At 57.1% G+C, this 15,885-nt stretch carries 11 protein-coding genes; 7 read left to right on the forward strand and 4 right to left on the reverse strand.

Features of this window, described 5'->3' with window-relative positions; translation table 11 throughout:
- Positions 1 to 50: 50 nt before the first annotated feature.
- Positions 51 to 1,061 (forward strand): AraC family transcriptional regulator, encoded by a 1,011-nt coding sequence (locus FYK55_RS14150; protein ID WP_161604498.1) that lies wholly within the window; start codon positions 51 to 53, stop codon positions 1,059 to 1,061.
- Positions 1,062 to 1,585: 524 nt separating this feature from the next.
- Here the strand turns inward: FYK55_RS14150 and FYK55_RS14155 are convergent.
- Positions 1,586 to 2,137 (reverse strand): sigma-70 family RNA polymerase sigma factor, encoded by a 552-nt coding sequence (locus tag FYK55_RS14155; protein ID WP_150077082.1) that lies wholly within the window; start codon positions 2,135 to 2,137, stop codon positions 1,586 to 1,588.
- 2 nt (positions 2,138 to 2,139) lie between these two features.
- Positions 2,140 to 4,743, reverse strand: a complete 2,604-nt coding sequence (locus FYK55_RS14160; RefSeq protein WP_150077083.1) for a serine/threonine-protein kinase — start codon at positions 4,741 to 4,743, stop codon at positions 2,140 to 2,142.
- Positions 4,744 to 4,929: 186 nt separating this feature from the next.
- Between FYK55_RS14160 and FYK55_RS14165 the strand changes: the two genes are divergently transcribed.
- Positions 4,930 to 5,406, forward strand: coding sequence for a carboxypeptidase-like regulatory domain-containing protein (locus FYK55_RS14165; protein WP_161604499.1), 477 nt, complete (start codon positions 4,930 to 4,932; stop codon positions 5,404 to 5,406).
- 1,212 nt (positions 5,407 to 6,618) lie between these two features.
- Here the strand turns inward: FYK55_RS14165 and FYK55_RS14170 are convergent.
- Positions 6,619 to 8,256, reverse strand: a complete 1,638-nt coding sequence (locus tag FYK55_RS14170; RefSeq protein WP_150077085.1) for an arylsulfatase — start codon at positions 8,254 to 8,256, stop codon at positions 6,619 to 6,621.
- A gap of 736 nt (positions 8,257 to 8,992) precedes the next feature.
- On the opposite strand from FYK55_RS14170, the gene FYK55_RS14175 reads away from it, so the two are divergent.
- A complete protein-coding gene (locus FYK55_RS14175) occupies positions 8,993 to 10,393 on the forward strand; it encodes a hypothetical protein (protein WP_150077086.1) in 1,401 nt (466 codons plus the stop codon).
- A 45-nt stretch (positions 10,394 to 10,438) separates the two neighbouring features.
- Positions 10,439 to 11,278: a sugar phosphate isomerase/epimerase family protein gene (locus FYK55_RS14180; RefSeq protein ID WP_150077087.1), complete on the forward strand. Its 840-nt coding sequence runs from the start codon at positions 10,439 to 10,441 to the stop codon at positions 11,276 to 11,278.
- Between the two features lie 39 nt (positions 11,279 to 11,317).
- Here the strand turns inward: FYK55_RS14180 and FYK55_RS14185 are convergent, their stop codons facing one another.
- The gene (locus FYK55_RS14185) at positions 11,318 to 12,532 is read right to left on the reverse strand and encodes a sensor histidine kinase (protein WP_150077088.1); all 1,215 of its coding nucleotides are present in this window, start codon (positions 12,530 to 12,532) and stop codon (positions 11,318 to 11,320) included.
- Between the two features lie 771 nt (positions 12,533 to 13,303).
- Here FYK55_RS14185 and FYK55_RS14190 point away from each other — a divergent pair.
- Genes FYK55_RS14190 through FYK55_RS30105 form a run of 3 tightly spaced genes read left to right on the forward strand, consistent with a single transcriptional unit; the run spans position 13,304 to position 15,765 of the window.
- Positions 13,304 to 13,594: a co-chaperone GroES gene (locus FYK55_RS14190; RefSeq protein ID WP_235908688.1), complete on the forward strand. Its 291-nt coding sequence runs from the start codon at positions 13,304 to 13,306 to the stop codon at positions 13,592 to 13,594.
- A gap of 26 nt (positions 13,595 to 13,620) precedes the next feature.
- Complete coding sequence (groL, locus tag FYK55_RS14195) at positions 13,621 to 15,240, forward strand: chaperonin GroEL (RefSeq protein ID WP_150077090.1); 1,620 nt, start codon at positions 13,621 to 13,623, stop codon at positions 15,238 to 15,240.
- 33 nt (positions 15,241 to 15,273) lie between these two features.
- Positions 15,274 to 15,765, forward strand: coding sequence for a pyruvoyl-dependent arginine decarboxylase (locus FYK55_RS30105; RefSeq protein ID WP_390621728.1), 492 nt, complete (start codon positions 15,274 to 15,276; stop codon positions 15,763 to 15,765).
- Positions 15,766 to 15,885 lie beyond the last annotated feature (120 nt).

Consider the following 15,885-nt stretch of genomic DNA (forward strand, 5'->3'; position numbering starts at 1 on the left):
CCGCGCGCTCATTTCGGGCCAATTCGCACGCTCGGTCGCTCGGAACTCACATGGACATCCACCTCTTTGATGCCCGCATGCTTGCTCCGCTCGTTCTCTTCCTGGAAGAGGCCGGGAGTCGCAGTCAGCGATTCCTTGATCGCGCGAGAATTCCGCGCGAGGTTGTGGAAACAGGCGGCTGGATCGGCAAGAAGCAGGCCTACGACTTTACGTATGAAATGGTGCAGGGTTTGGGTTGCCAGGACGCGGTGTTCGCTGCCTATCTCAAATTCCAAATGAACCACCTGGGCCCGATTGCTGACGCAATGCGATTGTGCAAGACCGTCAAGGAAGCTCTGGAAGTGGGAGCCCGGCTCGGCAGCACGGCCTACGAGGGTAACGAGTACTTCCTAACGATTGAGGGAGAGACGACGTGGTTCTGCTATCGGGAGCCCACAGTTATGTCGGCGGGACAGACTTTTATCAACGACATGACGCTTGCGGTTTACTGTCAACTGATTCGCGCGACAGCGGACACGAATTGGCGGCCCCGGCAATTCCGAAGTAAAGACTCGATTATCAATCGCCATCGCGGAGTGGAATTATTCGCAGACTGCCAAGCCATCGCCCACTCGGACTCGACCGGCCTAGCATTTCCAACGGAGTTCCTCAGCCGGCGGTTGCCTGGTCCAGAGACCATGTCTGGCTCGACTCCATCGCATGATTGGGAGTTTGGTCCGCAGAACAGCGAACCGGTGGTGGAGAAATTATGTCGCTTGCTCGCATCACAGTTTTCGTATGGGAAACTGCCGACGTTAGACGTTGTTGGTTCGATGGTTGACGTGAGCCCACGAACACTGAAACGACAACTTACGGCAGCAGGCACAAGCTACACCGGACTTCTCGATCGACTGCGCTTCGATGTTGCATGCGAGATGCTGGCTATTCCACAAATGACCATACGCGAAGTTTCGATCGAACTCGGCTACTCGGGGACAAACAATTTTGTTCGAAGCTTTCGGCGAATGACGGGGCTCACTCCCGGGGAATACCGCCGCCGCCTGATTCACGACATGTTTTAGTAGCGCGACCGCGTTGAACTGGACTTAGGCGATCAATGCTGATTGAGGCTACGAAGCGATAAATGGTGCTACGCACCATGGCAAAGGAAAGCATTTCGAAAATGACCCCGGTCGCTTTCGCCCATTCGGCGAATTGCCTCCGACCGACACTTATGCAGATGTCGCTGTAAGTGCTTTGGCAGCAGACGTTAACATTGAAGGCAAGGATTGTACGCCGCGAGCAAAAAGTTCTATTGGCGTCCTGTCGCCCCGACTTGAGTTCAAACCGGCTCGTTGCATTGAATTGCAGCGAGCTGTTTCTCTTGGAGATACAAAGAGTTACGGTGCTGTCGCACGCCTATCAGCTGGTTCAAACGGATATCCGAATGTCAAGGTTCCCATCCATCCGCGTGCGCAAGCTATTGCTACACAACTAGTTGACGGGTTCAAATCTCATGGACACTCTCCTACCCGAACCATTTAGCTGGGGAGACGAGTTGAGAGCATGTAGCGAGTGTGGTGGAGACGGAATCACGCGCCGCGTATCACGAACCGGATTCCATCGCTTGAATCAGCCAGGCACGGGCAAACTTCCAGTACCGGCTGGCGGTGGCTCTAGAAATGCCCAGCGCATCGGCCGCATCCTGCTCGGGGAGTCCAGCAAAGTACCGCAGCTTGACCAGTTCCGCCTTCTGCGGATCAAACTCGGTGAATCGCGTCAGGGCTTCATCCAGGGCCAGCATGTCGTCCGGGGTCGTTTCGGCAATGCTTGCCACCTCGGACAAGCCGACTCGCTGATGATCGCCACCATGTTGGATGCGCTGTCGCCGTCGGGCCCGGTCGATAAGAATCTGTCGCATCGCCTCGGCCGCGACGCGGAAAAAATGCTGGCGGTCATTAAAGCTCCGGTCGCCGCACAGTTTCAGATATGCTTCGTGCACCAGCGCTGTCGCCTGTAGCGTCTGCCCCGGTTTTTCAGAGGACATTCGGGCGGCTGCGAGGTTGCGTAACTCCTCATAGACGAGTGGCAACAACTTTGCGGCGGCCTGTTGGTCGCCGCGGTGGGCGGCTTCGAGAAGTTGCGTAACGTCGGTCATTTTTAGAACTGCTCCAGTCGCTCTTTTTCCTTCCGCCAATGTTCAGCAGCCTCTGACTTGCCCAGCTTTTCCGAAACTGCGACCAAGTCATCGAGCACCTCTCGCACGTGATTCAAACGATGGGCGCTGAATCCTTCGTTTTTGAAGTAACTTCGAATCATCTCGTAACCGCTGGCCAGTTTCGGTTCGGCTTCTGCGTAATTCTCTTCAAGCAGAAGGCACTCCCCCAGCCCGACGAGAGTTGTTCCCAGGATAATGTGTTCCCGTTTGCTTCTGGCAAGCGGGATCGCTTCATTGAAGAGCTCTTTGGCCTCGGCGATTTTTTTCAGCCCGAGCAACGTGAGTCCGCGAAGCCACAGGGCGCGCAACCGGCCACGATCATCACGTTCAAAAAGTTGCGTTCGCTTCTCCAGCAGTGTCTTGCTGTAGGGTTCTGCTTCGTCGAACCATTTTCCCTGGGCGTAGTGCAGGGTGATGTCGTCCAAAAGAACGAGTGTCCGGGGATCGTCTTCACCAAAAACGTCCTTGAATTCTGGTAGCAGTGCCACGTCCTGCTCGGCCACTCGTCGGTTGTCTTCCGATGTGCCGGTTGCTGGCTTTGCATATTTATTTGCCCCATACTTGAGAAAAAGCCGATAGGGATCGTCCGAGGGCAACTTCTGCCCGCTGGCCATCGCTTCCTGTGCGAGTCGCATACACTCGTCATGCTTCCCCTTCCGTGCGATGAATGCTGCCAGGCGCATCTTACAACGAATCGCAATCACGCTGTCATCGCCATGTCCCGCAACCGCGAGTTGCAAGGCGTCTCGAAGGAGACTATCAGCCTTGACCATGTCATTATTCATGAAACGCATCCAGGCGACGGCGCTCAGTGTCCTGATCGTGTCGGGGTGATCAGGTCCCTGAACCTTGCGACGTCGCTCAAGAACATCGAGAAGGATCGCCTCTGTTTTCTCATCCCACGACTCACGCACCCAAACCAGACTCTCCTGACAATTCAGCGTTTCCAAGTTGTTGGGGCCAAGCTCGTCCATCAAAACTTCCAGTGCCGGCTGTATTTGTTGCCTGGCTTTCGGGTACTTGCCAAGGATGGCGTAAGCGCGCCCGATCCGCGCTCGAATGCGAGCAACCGTCAACGGCAGACGCTCTGTATCGCGATCGAGTTGCTTTACCGCGCGATCGACGACGGTTGTGAATGGAACATTTCCTACCGTGAGTTCTTCGTGCTCATCGTTCGTCCCCAGAAACGTGTCGAGCAGAAAACTGGCGGCCTCTGTTTCTTGCCTGGCCTTCATCTCGGCATGGTGCGCTCGAATGCCAAAAGTTAGGCTGAGTACCGTGGAGATGAGCAGAACACCTGCGAAAGCCCCAATCGTCAGTATCGCTACGCGATGCTTTCGACAGGCCTTCTGCAATCGGTACGCCAGCGTCGGTGGGCAGGCTTCTACTGCATCTCCTTTCAGATATCGCTGCACGTCTTTCGCCAGCCCGTTGGCAGTCTCGTAACGCCTTGAACGGTCCTTGTCGAGGGCCTTCATCACGATCCAGTCGAGGTCACCGCGAACAAGGCTCGGCAGCTTCGATGCGTCAACTTGCCGGCACGCCGCCAAACTTGGCAGCGTCTTGTCCGAAGATAACCGAGTGCTCGGCCGTGGCGGATCTTCTTCGCGAATCAGTCGCTTGACCTCCTCCCAGGCCGCCACCTTGAATCGTGCCTTCTCCAGTGGCGTGGTGCCGGTGAGCAACTCGTAAAGGATTACGCCGAGGGCATAGATGTCAGTCCGCGTGTCGACATCCAGGGCGTTGATTCCGACTTGTTCGGGCGCCATGTAGAGCGGCGTGCCAACGACCGTACCGAAGGCGGTGTGCAGCGTGCGATCGGTGAGCATCTGCGAGGAGTTGATCGCCTTAGCCAAGCCGAAGTCGATCACTTTTGGCACAGGTCTGCCATCGTGTTCGGTGACCAGCACGTTGCTGGGCTTCAGGTCGCGGTGGATGATCGCTTTTTGATGTGCATGCTGCACCGCCGAGCAAATCTGCACGAACAGGTCAAGACGCTCGTTCACGAATAGCTTGCGAGCATCGCAATACTCAGTGAGCGGCAGCCCTTTCACCAGTTCCATCACAAAGAACGGTCGGCCTGCGTCGTCAGTGCCGGCGTCGTGGACTTTGGCGATGTTCGGGTGGTCCATCAGCGCGAGGGCTTGCCGTTCCGCCTCGAAGCGGGCCAGCACCGCCTTTGAGTCCATTCCAGCTTTGATGAGCTTGACGGCCACCAGCCGCCTAACCGGCTCCTTTTGCTCCGCCATCCAGACGGTTCCCATGCCGCCATCACCAATTTGTTCCAGCAATTTGTAACGACCAGCGATGAGCGTACCGACCGACTGGGCATCAGAAAGGCAAGTTGCCTCCAGCTCGTTGTGCCCGGCAACGGGACGGTCGAGCGGGTGATCCACCCGGTCATGAGCCCGAAGCAGGCCGTCCAACTGCCTACGAAGCGCCTCCTGTCCCGCACATTCCCGATCGAGGAATGCCTTCCGGGATTCCGCGGACAATTCTGCGGCAGCAGCAAATAGCGATTCGACTTGGCTGGAACTGTTGTGCATGATCGGCTTTCTCCAGTAACTTTGCGGCTCCTGTTGATAAGCGATGTTGTGGACCGGAGCGCCTCACGAGAATTATCACGAAGATTTCGACGGCCCACAATTCAGCCACTGCGTTGAGCCTCAACGTCGGACATGAAGGTTGACCCCGGTCACTCCCGCTGGCCCTTGGACCGAAACGAAATCGACGTGCGAAGGCCCTGCGCTATTTACCGCTGGTTGCTAAACTCGCCCGAACGAGTTTCCGCGATCAACCTGTCCCTGATGCACCATGATTTCACATCGACGACCGATGAGGATGGAGTGGCCCAGTTCGACTGGATTCCGGACTGGCAGACGCGAATGATGACCTTTTGGAATTCCCGGCAGCCCGGATGGACACGTCGGCGCGTCACCGTTGATCCGAATGCCGTCCCGGCCGGTGGCGGCATTCACGCAACTTTGAAAATCGAAAGGCTCATCCCGTTCTCCGGACGTGTCATGGATCAACAAGGGAACCCGGTCCCCGACGCGACCGTAACGCTCGCCGGAGAGCATGGCGAACGCCACTCTTCAACGCCTCGGACGGATGCTCAGGGTCGATACCAAATCAAGGTTCCGCCAAGGATGAACTTCCTGATCACCGCCGTCGGGCACCGACCGGGACGGCGGGAGCCCCAGAATTAAAACGTAGAGCGAAGAAGTCAAGCTGATGCAGAGGCCCCGGGATCCGAACCGAAACCGTTACGCCACAGCCGCTTAAGCTTGAGCCCGTGCCATTCGTTCCAGGACTTAAAAACAGACCGCCATTTGCGCATCCGTCAAAAGCACATCCCGGCATTGTGTGAGATAAGATGAATTACTTAGTCGAGCTGTCGGCCGCCGGAGCAATCTAGCTAGCGAATAGAAGCATGCGGTGCCCATCCAGTTGTTTCTGTATCGCCAAAACAACTGCTCCGGTGTCGGCCAGCGGAGCGTTGAAACGAGTCCGGCTAATTCGCTTCGGTCACCCACACCGACGCGCTAAAGCGAGGCGCGGAATTCAGGGGCGACCACCCCGACGTGATGAGCGAAGCCATCGCGCGTCGTACCGGCGGTAGGGGCGAAGCCCCGGTCATTTGCCCAGCCCAGCCCAGCGGGCTGGGAAGGAAATGAACAGAAATGAAATGTTAGGGCCAACGGCCCGGCCCTTTGTTTGTCAGTGTGCTTCCGCGTTCATCGAGAGTCGATTCTCACGGCACCGGGGCAATCGATACGTTTGGGACTGAGTAGCAAATGGCCGGGCCTTTGGCCCTCAGGTTTTCACTGGATTCTGAGACCCAGTCCGTTGGACTGGGCTAGGTAAACGGCTGGGCCTTCAGCCCGAACGATTCTGTGACGGACGTTATCAAAGGCGCAAGGATAACCGCTGACCATGTCTGCTTTCGGCCACCTACCTGCTTCGGTTGCATCGACCTGTGCAGCGAAGAAGGTGTTGCGACTCGCTTCGGTGTCAGGTCGCCCGAGACACCGGTGCGTCGAGTGGAGATCGATTCGTGAAGGTGGTTGGTCCAACCCCGGCGAGTCGGCATGGTTGCTAAGGGCATTCGGTGGTGCTGACCGGAGTCGCTTGGAAAACTCGGTTCTCCATCTCGCAGTCGCGGATCTGATCGAGAACTGGTTTCTCTCTGGCGACGAAACGCGGTTGGTATCCGCCGGAATTGCAGGTGTTTGCGATTCTTCCTTCGGCGTCTACGACGCTACGTTGTTCAAATTGAAGCTCTTGCCGTTTCCGACGGCGCCGGCGACGTCAATCCCCAATTCCACTTCGTTGATGAAGAAAAAAAGCGGTTGACACTCAACCGACGAGTGCCAATCGCAAATCGGTGTTGTCGTCCAGAGTGAACAACGAGCGCGACGTCAGTTGCCTGCTCGGTTGGCCATCGCTTTCTCGATCTTTTCCTTGACCGCCGTTAGGTTGAAGCTCGCGCCTTTCTGCATGGGCGGGTAGTCGAGGGCCGTCTGTGCTAACTTCGCAACCTCCTGCTGCACGAACACGAAACGCCAGAACTCGAAAGCCCACCAGTTTGCGGCGAATAGCGAGTCACCAAGATTCATCTTCTCGAATGGATCCAGCCGCAGGTTGTAAATGCCGGGCCAATCCATTTTGACCTTCGGGCCGAACCAGCCATCCGGTTGTTCCAGAAACACATACTTGTAGTTGCCGATGCGGGCAGCTGCGAGTTCCGACTCGGTAAAGTACCAGAGCTCGTTGCGGGCGGACTCTCCACCCTCGGTGAGCATTTTGGTCTGATCGTACCCGTCGAGGTGGACCTTGTACTCCTTCCCGTCAAGCTTCTTGCCCTCGAGCAGGTCTGCCTTGACATCTCCCTCGTACCCGGCGGCGGCAGCGAATGTGGGGAACCAGTCCATCCCGGACATCACACCGTTGATGACCTGACTGGGCTTCACCCTGCCGGGCCAGCGGATGACGCAGGGGGCGCGGAAACCGCCCTCAGTTCCCATGCCTTTCCAGCCTTTGAACGGGGTGGTTCCGCCATCGGGCCAACTGAAGCCCTCGGTGCCGTTGTCGGTCGTGACCACAACAATCGTGTTGTCCGCAACGCCCATCGCGTCGAGTTTCTTCATGACTCCACCAATGATGTCGTCGAACTGGGCCATCCCGGCTTCTTGCATGGTCCACTCGTTCGCGGGCGTCTGCATCTTCTGATACTTCGGTGAGAGGTGCGTGAACACATGCATCCGCGTGGGGTTGAGCCAAACGAAGAACGGCTTTTCATCATTCTTCGCCTTCTCCATGAAGTCGACGGTGTGTTCCAGGATCACGTCATCGACCGTTTCCATGTTCAGCTCGACGCCTTCGGTGGGATGGGGAGGAAGCGGTCCCTGATCCTCAATTCGCTGCTTGCCGACCTTGCCCCAACGAGGGTCGACAGTGGTGTCGTCGGTGTCCGTCGCCCAGCAATGAAGGACGTTGCGTGGGCCAACCTTATCGAGCAGGTCCTTGGGATAGTTCGGGTGCCAGGGGTCCTCCATCGCATCGAGGTGATAAAGGTAGCCAAAGAACTCGTCGAAGCCGTGGACCGTCGGCAGAAACTCGTTTTTGTCGCCAAGGTGGTTCTTGCCAAATTGCCCCGTAGCGTAGCCCAATTCTTTGAGGGCGGTCGCGATCGTGGGGGCCGAGGCTGGCATGCCGATAGCTGCGCCGGCCTGTCCGACCGTGGTCAACCCGGTTCGAATGGGAAGCTCGCCGGTGATAAAATTGGCCCGACCGGCCGTGCAGCTCGCTTCCGCGTAGTAGTCTGTGAAGATCGCTCCTTGTCGTGCAAGTTGATCGATGTTCGGCGTCCGCCCGGCCATCAGGCCGCGGTGGTAAGCGCCGATATTCCACATGCCGATGTCATCGCCCATGATAAAGACGATGTTGGGCTGTTTTCCGTCCTCTTGGGCTGGCAAGTCGGCCACGAAGGTGACGCAACTCAACAGAGCTGAGAGGACCGTCAGGGCCAACGCTTGACGTGAGTAAATTCTGAACATGTGGTTTTAACCTTGGTCTGAGAACGTTAAAGAAAGCTTTAAAAGTCTCACCCTGGTTTCCTGCAAACCTAAATAATCGTCTGCCTTCGGAGTGCCCGAAGCTTGCTAGGAATCAAATTTCGCGGCGGCGATTTGGCAGACGATTCCAGTCTGAGCTGGCATGGACTTGAGAAGTGTGTTGCACTCGTTGCCAATCCTTGTGCGCCCGTACGGTACACGTGTGCCTACTGGCACAACGATTAGCAGACTATTTGCGAATTGCCAGGGATACCTAACTGGCGGCCGCTGTGAAGCGATTTCCGTGCCGATCCGACATGCTTTCCCAATGTCCCATTGTTCGTGAAGGCCCGATGACATTGCTGTGATGATGTGGTTTACGATTGTGGGCTTTACCCGGAGAGACTAACGAAGGCACGGCGGACAAACCTTGATTAACGCGAGTGGTGCAACCGACGCGACACACCGCAAGCACGAAAAGCGAATCCATCGCGCGGCCGGTCGCATCGGTCTACACGCCTTTGCCAGATCGTTTCGACGCAGTCTTTCCCGAATCTCGGACTATTACCAGTTTGCCGTCCGAACGGATCTCGGATGCTTGAGTGTTTACCGGATTCAATGATGCGACAGCGTCGCGTGCCAGGATCTGAACCCCGGACTTTCTCCTGGTGGATTCCACCATGCCGATATCAGTGCGGACGCGATACCACCTCAGTAACGCACCGCACACAATCGGGAAATGCTTGAAGAGTATTATGCCGATCCGCACATCCGGGCACGAATATTTGAGTTTCTCGGCGGTGATTCGCCACAAAATGTGACCTGCGCGTACATCACCGCGGACGGCCCGTCGGCGGACGTCTGTCACAATCCGCGCCCACCCTCCGAACTGCCGAACTGTTTGGACGATGGTCTAGAGATTGGCCGATCGCTGTGGGATCACGAAGCCCTGATCGCTCATCTGGACATCGAGATCGTCAATTTCGATTTCCCGGCCGAACCCTGGATCCATCCAAATCGCTGTATCGACCTTCAACGTCCCGTTGTCGCTGCGATTCAAGAGTTTCTGATCAATCATGGGATTGCTCCGCTTCACCTGCTCAGCGGCCGCGGACATCACTTCGTGTGGCGGATCGACCTTCGGTCCACCGCTTGCGATTCTCTTACCGCGATCGGAAGCGTTGCAGGGGCATCACAATGCGGCTGTCCGGGATCATTTCCATCGATCGGGCAGAGGCATGATGGACCTCGAGCGACCGCACATGCGGGGCTGGGCATGGTGATGGAATATGTCGCTCACCGTGTCCTGGACGTGGCGGCGGGCGACTGCGAACTTCCCGTGATGTTGACGGCTGTCGAAGCCGGCCCCAACGCTCACGGTCGAGAAGTCGTTTCCATCGATTTGTCGGAGTACGGTGACCCGTTGCACACGCGCGGTGTGCGTGTTCCGTTTTCGGCCTATCTGAAGCCGCAGCAGCAACGCTGGCGGATCGGTGCAATCGCGGACGAGATACCGGGATTGTTCATGATCCCACTGCATGAGATGGAGGTTCACCAGGGAATTCAGGTGATGCGAGCGATGGACGAGGTTCAGGATCTGGCCCGCCGCGGTTCAGTACAGATTCCCGACCAATCGCGCGGCACCGAACGGTTGCTGGAAGAATACGCCACTTCGCAAACATCTCTCTGGCATCGCCAGTTCTACTCCGCCGAACATGACCCCAGCGATCAATGGCCGAAAACCTACGACAGACTACCTCTTCAATCACTTCCGCCCTGCGCCCGAATCATCCTGGAGCAACCCAACGATCGATTGCTCAAGCCCGCTGGGATCCAGCATTTGGTGCGGATCCTGCTCGGGTTTGATTGGCACCCGCGACACATCGCAGGCCTGATCCGGTCCAAATACGAGCGCGACTATGGTTGGGGCGATCGGTGGTATCGGTACGATGCCGCGACACACGCCGATTTTTACGTTCGAACCTTTGCCGGACTGATCGCCACCGGACGGGATGGACTTGTCGACCTCAATTGCCGCTCATGTCAAGAGAAACAGTACTGCCCTGTCGAAGTATGTAGCGACAATCTGTTGAGGTACCGAGACCGAGTGCGGATTCGAGTCGAGACCACAACCTATTGATCGGACTGGTCAAACTAAACAATGTCGAAAATGAGGACTTGATTCATGAGCCAGTGGCCCATCGGCCTTTCAACAGGCTGTTTTTACAAGACCAGCATTTTTGAATGCCTTACGCACATCCGAAGTGCGGGTTTTTCGATCATCGAAGTCTGTTCCTTTCCGGCACACCTTGACTATCACGACGCCAATGCGGTCGATCGTGCGAGCCAGCTGATTCGCGAACTCGATCTGGATCCTTATTCTTTCCACGCACCCTTTGCGGAGCACATCGACATCACCTCACTGGATGATCAAGTTCGGTCCCATTCGCTCGACGAGATGATCAGGGCTGCGGAGGCCGCAGCGTCTCTCGGCGTTCGGTACTATGTGATTCACCCGGGTCCCGAGAATTCGAATCTTCCTGACCAACAGCGAATCGCTCGTATCGAGCATGCAGCGAACGCGCTCAATCAGGTGTCCCGCCGCTGTCAGCAGCTTGGCATCCGTTTGGTGCTCGAAAACATGCTTCCCCACCTGTTTTTCGGACGCACGCGTGATGTGCTGTGGATCCTCGGTGCGCTGGAGACGACCGAAGTGGGAATTTGTCTTGACACCGGACACGCTTACCTTTCCGGAGACTTGCAGACCGTCGCGCACAAACTTTCCGGCCATCTTTGGATGGTTCACGCCAGCGATAATCACGGCCAGCGTGATGACCACCTGCCGCCGGGCGAAGGCGGGATTGCCTGGCCAACATTCGTCAGCCAGCTTTCGCGGCTTCATTTTCACGGCACGATCATCCTCGAAATCGCGGGGAGTTCGGATATTCCCGCGACGCTGACGCGGGCGGGGCGATCGCGTCACTTCTTACAGCGGCTTTCTCGAACGTTGCGGGATGAGCATTGACTCTTTGCGGGCATCGCTCTGGCCAACGTCCGTCAATCATCAATTCCGCGCGAGTGTTCTGCGGGGCAGAGTGATCAGGAATTCTGCACCTGAATCCCGCGTGGCTCCCAACGCCATCCGACCACCGTGAGCTTCGACGATGCGTTTTGAGATCGGCATGCCCAGTCCACTACCCTTCGGCTTCGTCGTAAAGAACGGTTCAAACACCCTGCGACGCTGCTCTTCATTCAAACCTGGGCCATTGTCGCGGTAGCTCAATTTGATTGCGGCTTGGCCGTTCAACTCGGCGTTCACAGCTCGCAGTTCAATGAAGATCGGGTCGTCGCAGGCGGCCAGTGAGTTCTCGATCATGTTTCTGAATACTTGGGCAATTCGAAACACATCGACTTCGCAGCGTGAATCGGACCCCTTGAAAATGGAGCGGCACTCTATCCGACGTTCATTGGACTGTCCGGAAAACTCGTCAAGCACTTCTTTGATAAGCTCATCTAACGAACAAGGTTCCAGGTCAAGCTTGATGGGAGCTGCAAAATCACGGAGCTCTTCAAAAAGCCTGGCGAGATCGTTCTGCGCCGACCGGACACGTGAGATGTACTCCAGTACTTCCGGGCGACCTGCGGATTCCATCGCCGCCATCTCCAGATTGGTTGACATCCGTTGCAAGACATTGCGGCTTTCGTGGGTGACCGCACTGATCATTTGGCCGATCGCCGCTAGTCGTTCCGCCCGCAGGGCCCGCTCTTCAGCCTGTTGTTGCGCGCTGATATCGTGAACGATTCCGGTGAAGCATCGTGTGCCCCCGAGACGCATCTCACCGACTAATAGACGTACCGGAAAAGTCGATCCATCTCTGCGTCGCCCCATCACCTCGCGACCACCTCCATCGAAGGAGCGATCCTCGCCGGACAGGTTCCCGGCGTGGCATTCCTCGTGCCAGCCATCTTCCAGCGATGGCATCAGCAGCGAAACGTTTTTCCCGATAACGTCGTGGGCATGGTAGCCAAAGAGCCGTTCAGCGCCCGCATTGAAAGTATCAACAAGTCCCCGCTCGTCCGTCGTGATGATGCCGTCATTGGCAATCTTTGCGATCGTCGCGAGACGAACGTCGCTATCGGATCCAATGGTGCCGCAGCGTGTCGCCCCGGATTTGTAACGCGTCGGACGGTGCCCGATCGGCTGATCGCCATGAGAAGACGGCTCATTGTCGTTGGGTTGTTCCATGGACACCGTTGCTCGGTCAACCAATTTGCTCATCCAGATTTTCTCCCAGACTGTTTGCAGAATTGTGGTCGCTGGGAAGCAAGTCCTTGAATCACGGCTGCCAGTAATTCCGGATGGCGGAATCCACCATACGGAACATCGCCATCCTCCGGACCGGACGCCGCATCACCCCCGACCCGGACCAGGAGTTCCGTTTGCTCGGTGTTGGCCCTCGGGCGTCTCAGACTCCTTCGCATGACGTCAGGCGAAGCAGTTCCTCCGCTCGGTCGGAAAGCCGATCGCACAACAGCCCCGGGTCGACACTTGTTCCAACGTTCGCTCGGCAGTGGGGGCAGCAAAGGTCACTTCCAAACAGGTGCGTCGGGATTCGTAAGCGACGTCCGCAGGTGGGGCATACGTGGGAGCAATACGTCTCGACTTTGTACATTTCACATTTCTCCGATTTCCAAGTTGCGTTCCAGGACCGGGAAACAACGTCTCGTTCGACTCGTGGGATCGCAATCGAATGTTGAGACCGTCTTGAAGTGGTGGTTTCCACCACTGGATCAACGGCAGTGACAGCACAGGCACACCGAATAGGCACACCAGGTCCTGCACCGCACATCGGCGTCTTCGTCCATCAGCCGTAACTTGGTGCTCTCTGGCACAACATCGGCGTCGTGAGACTTCAAATCGAGCGGCAAATCGATTCGGTACGAAAGCTGCAACCGCAGCTGTTCGAGGGCCGGAGTGCTTGGGTCGGTCGATGCTCACTTCATCAACGGAGGCGAACCATCAATGGGAACCGCGACCGCTGCAAAAAGAATGACCAAGCTGCAACCGCTAGGCAATCGAGTGATTGTTGAACGCGACGAATCGGAAGCGACAACGCGCGGCGGAATTGTGCTGCCGGAGACGGCTCGAGAACAGGCCGCTCGCGGACGAATCATTCGCGTTGGGCCGGGCCAGCTCAGCGACACGGGCACACGCACGCCGCTTCAAGTCAAACGGGGCGACCGGGTGATCTTCTCCCAGTACGCCGGAAGCGAAGTGGAGATCGGCCAAAGAAAACTGTTGGTGATGCGCGAGGGTGACATCCTCGCGGTCGTGGAGTGAACGTAACCTTAACCGGAACATCGAAGATGTCGAAGATCATTGCCTATGACCACGATGCCCTCGAAGCAATCAAACGCGGGGTCGGCACCTTGGCACGTGCCGTCACCACGACGTTGGGCCCGCGTGGTCGCAACGTGCTGCTGCAGAAGAGCTACGGACCACCCCTGGTGACCAAAGACGGTGTCACGGTGGCCAAAGAGATTGACTTGGAAGACCCGTTCGAGAATATCGGCGCGCGAATGGTCCGTGAGGTCGCGTCGAAAACCAATGACGTTGCCGGCGACGGCACGACGACGGCCACAATTCTGGCCAAAGCGATTTTTGACGAAGGCCTACGTGCGGTCACCGCGGGCGTTAACCCGATCGCGTTAAAACAAGGGATCGAAAAAGCGGTCCAATCGATCGTCAGAACTCTCCATTCGAACTCTGTGCCCATCAATGGGAAGGAAGACCTGGTGAAGGTCGCGTCGATCGCTGCCAACAACGACCCAAGCATCGGCCGACATGTCGCCGAAGCTCTCGACCGGGTTGGCAAAGACGGTGTCGTCACGCTCGATGAAGGAAGGTCCACGACGACCGAGATGGAGTGGGTCGAAGGGATGCAATTCGACAAAGGGTATCTGTCTCCCTATTTTGTGACCGATGCGACCAAGATGGAGTGTGTGTTGGATGATCCGTATGTGTTGGTGCACGAAAAGAAAATCAGCAATATCAAAGACATCGTGCCGATCTTGGAAAAGGTCGTTCAGTCTGGCAAACCCTTGTTAATCATTGCCGATGATGTCGAAGGAGAGGCGTTGGCCACTTTGGTCGTCAATCGGTTACGGGGAACGTTCCAATGCTGTGCCGTGAAGGCACCCGGATACGGAGATCGGCGGAAGGCGATGATGGAAGACATTGCGGTGCTGACCGGCGGAAAGGCGATTTTTGAAAGCCTGGGAATCAAGCTGGAAACACTTCCCCTGGACAATCTGGGACGGGCGGAAAAGGTCGTCGTCGACCGAGACAATACCACGATCATCCAGGGGGCAGGCGGACGCGGCGAAATCGATTCGCGGATCGCCCAGATCAAACTGGAGTTGGATAAATCGGAGAGCAGCTACGATCGAGAGAAGCTGGAGGAACGCATGGCCAAATTGACCAATGGCGTCGCGAAGATCAATGTCGGCGCCGCCACCGAAAGCGAATTGAAAGAGAAAAAGTTCCTCTACGAAGACGCAATCAACGCAGCCAAAGCCGCCGCGGATGAAGGCATTCTGGCGGGAGGAGGCGTGGCGCTGCTGCGAGCTGCCCAGGCCTGCCAACCAGACGGTTTGAACGATGATGAGACGGTGGGTTTCAACATCGTCCGCAAAGCTTGCCGCTGGCCGCTGAAGTGCATCGCGGAAAACGCCGGCAGGGACGGCAGTCTGATCTGCGAAAAAGTTGCGGAGATGTCCGGCAACAAAGGTTACAACGCGATGACAGATGCCTACGAAGACTTGGTTGCGACCGGTGTGATCGACCCGACCAAGGTCGTTCGCTCCGAACTGGAGAACGCCGCCAGCGTCGCCACCCTGCTCCTGACCAGTGACGCGCTGATTGCGGAGAAACCGAAGAAGGAATCCAACGGGTCCGCTCGCGGGGGAGATTACGACATGTACTGAGTCATGCCAGAACCGGAAGTTTGCGACGGAAAAATGATTCGACAACCATCTGGCGGGCCGATTCCTCGACACCGCTCTCACCCGTCCTGGAAGCACTCGCCCGGGCGGATCGATTCGGGCGCGTGCGGTCTTTGTCGGGGAACACATCGGTTTGCGGCGAGTCGCTTGAACGGATCAGCGCACAGCCATTTCCGGTTTCCGCCGGGTCAGGTTCTGGTTGTCATCTTGGCTGGTCAAAAAGTCAGCGAGCCCCATCGGATGCTGGCCGCCTCGGTGGGGCTTGCCGTTTGCGGTGACCGCAGCGCCCACGGATCCCTGTCGGAACATCACAGTTTGGGGCAATGCGTGAAAGACGCCGGGAACGACGCTGAAGCTTTGGCCGCGACCACGCTCGCGTCGACGCTGGACGTGGAATTTGACGAACAGCAGTCGTGGATGAAAAGGGAGAGATTTGGCAGAATTCGGATAAGATCGTCACGACTCGCAGCGTCGCAATCCGCGGCGGTAAAACCCGACGGCCACTGAACCACCGTGTTTGCTGTTGTGGCACTGATAAGGGGCGAATGCCGCCACGTGCATGCCTTCGCCGACACCCGCACGGTGCCGATGAGAGCGCGCGAAGTTAGAATCGCGACAGGGATGTTC

Origin of the sequence: Roseiconus nitratireducens (assembly GCF_008629675.1) — a bacterium.
Taxonomy (GTDB): Bacteria; Planctomycetota; Planctomycetia; order Pirellulales; family Pirellulaceae; genus Stieleria; species Stieleria nitratireducens.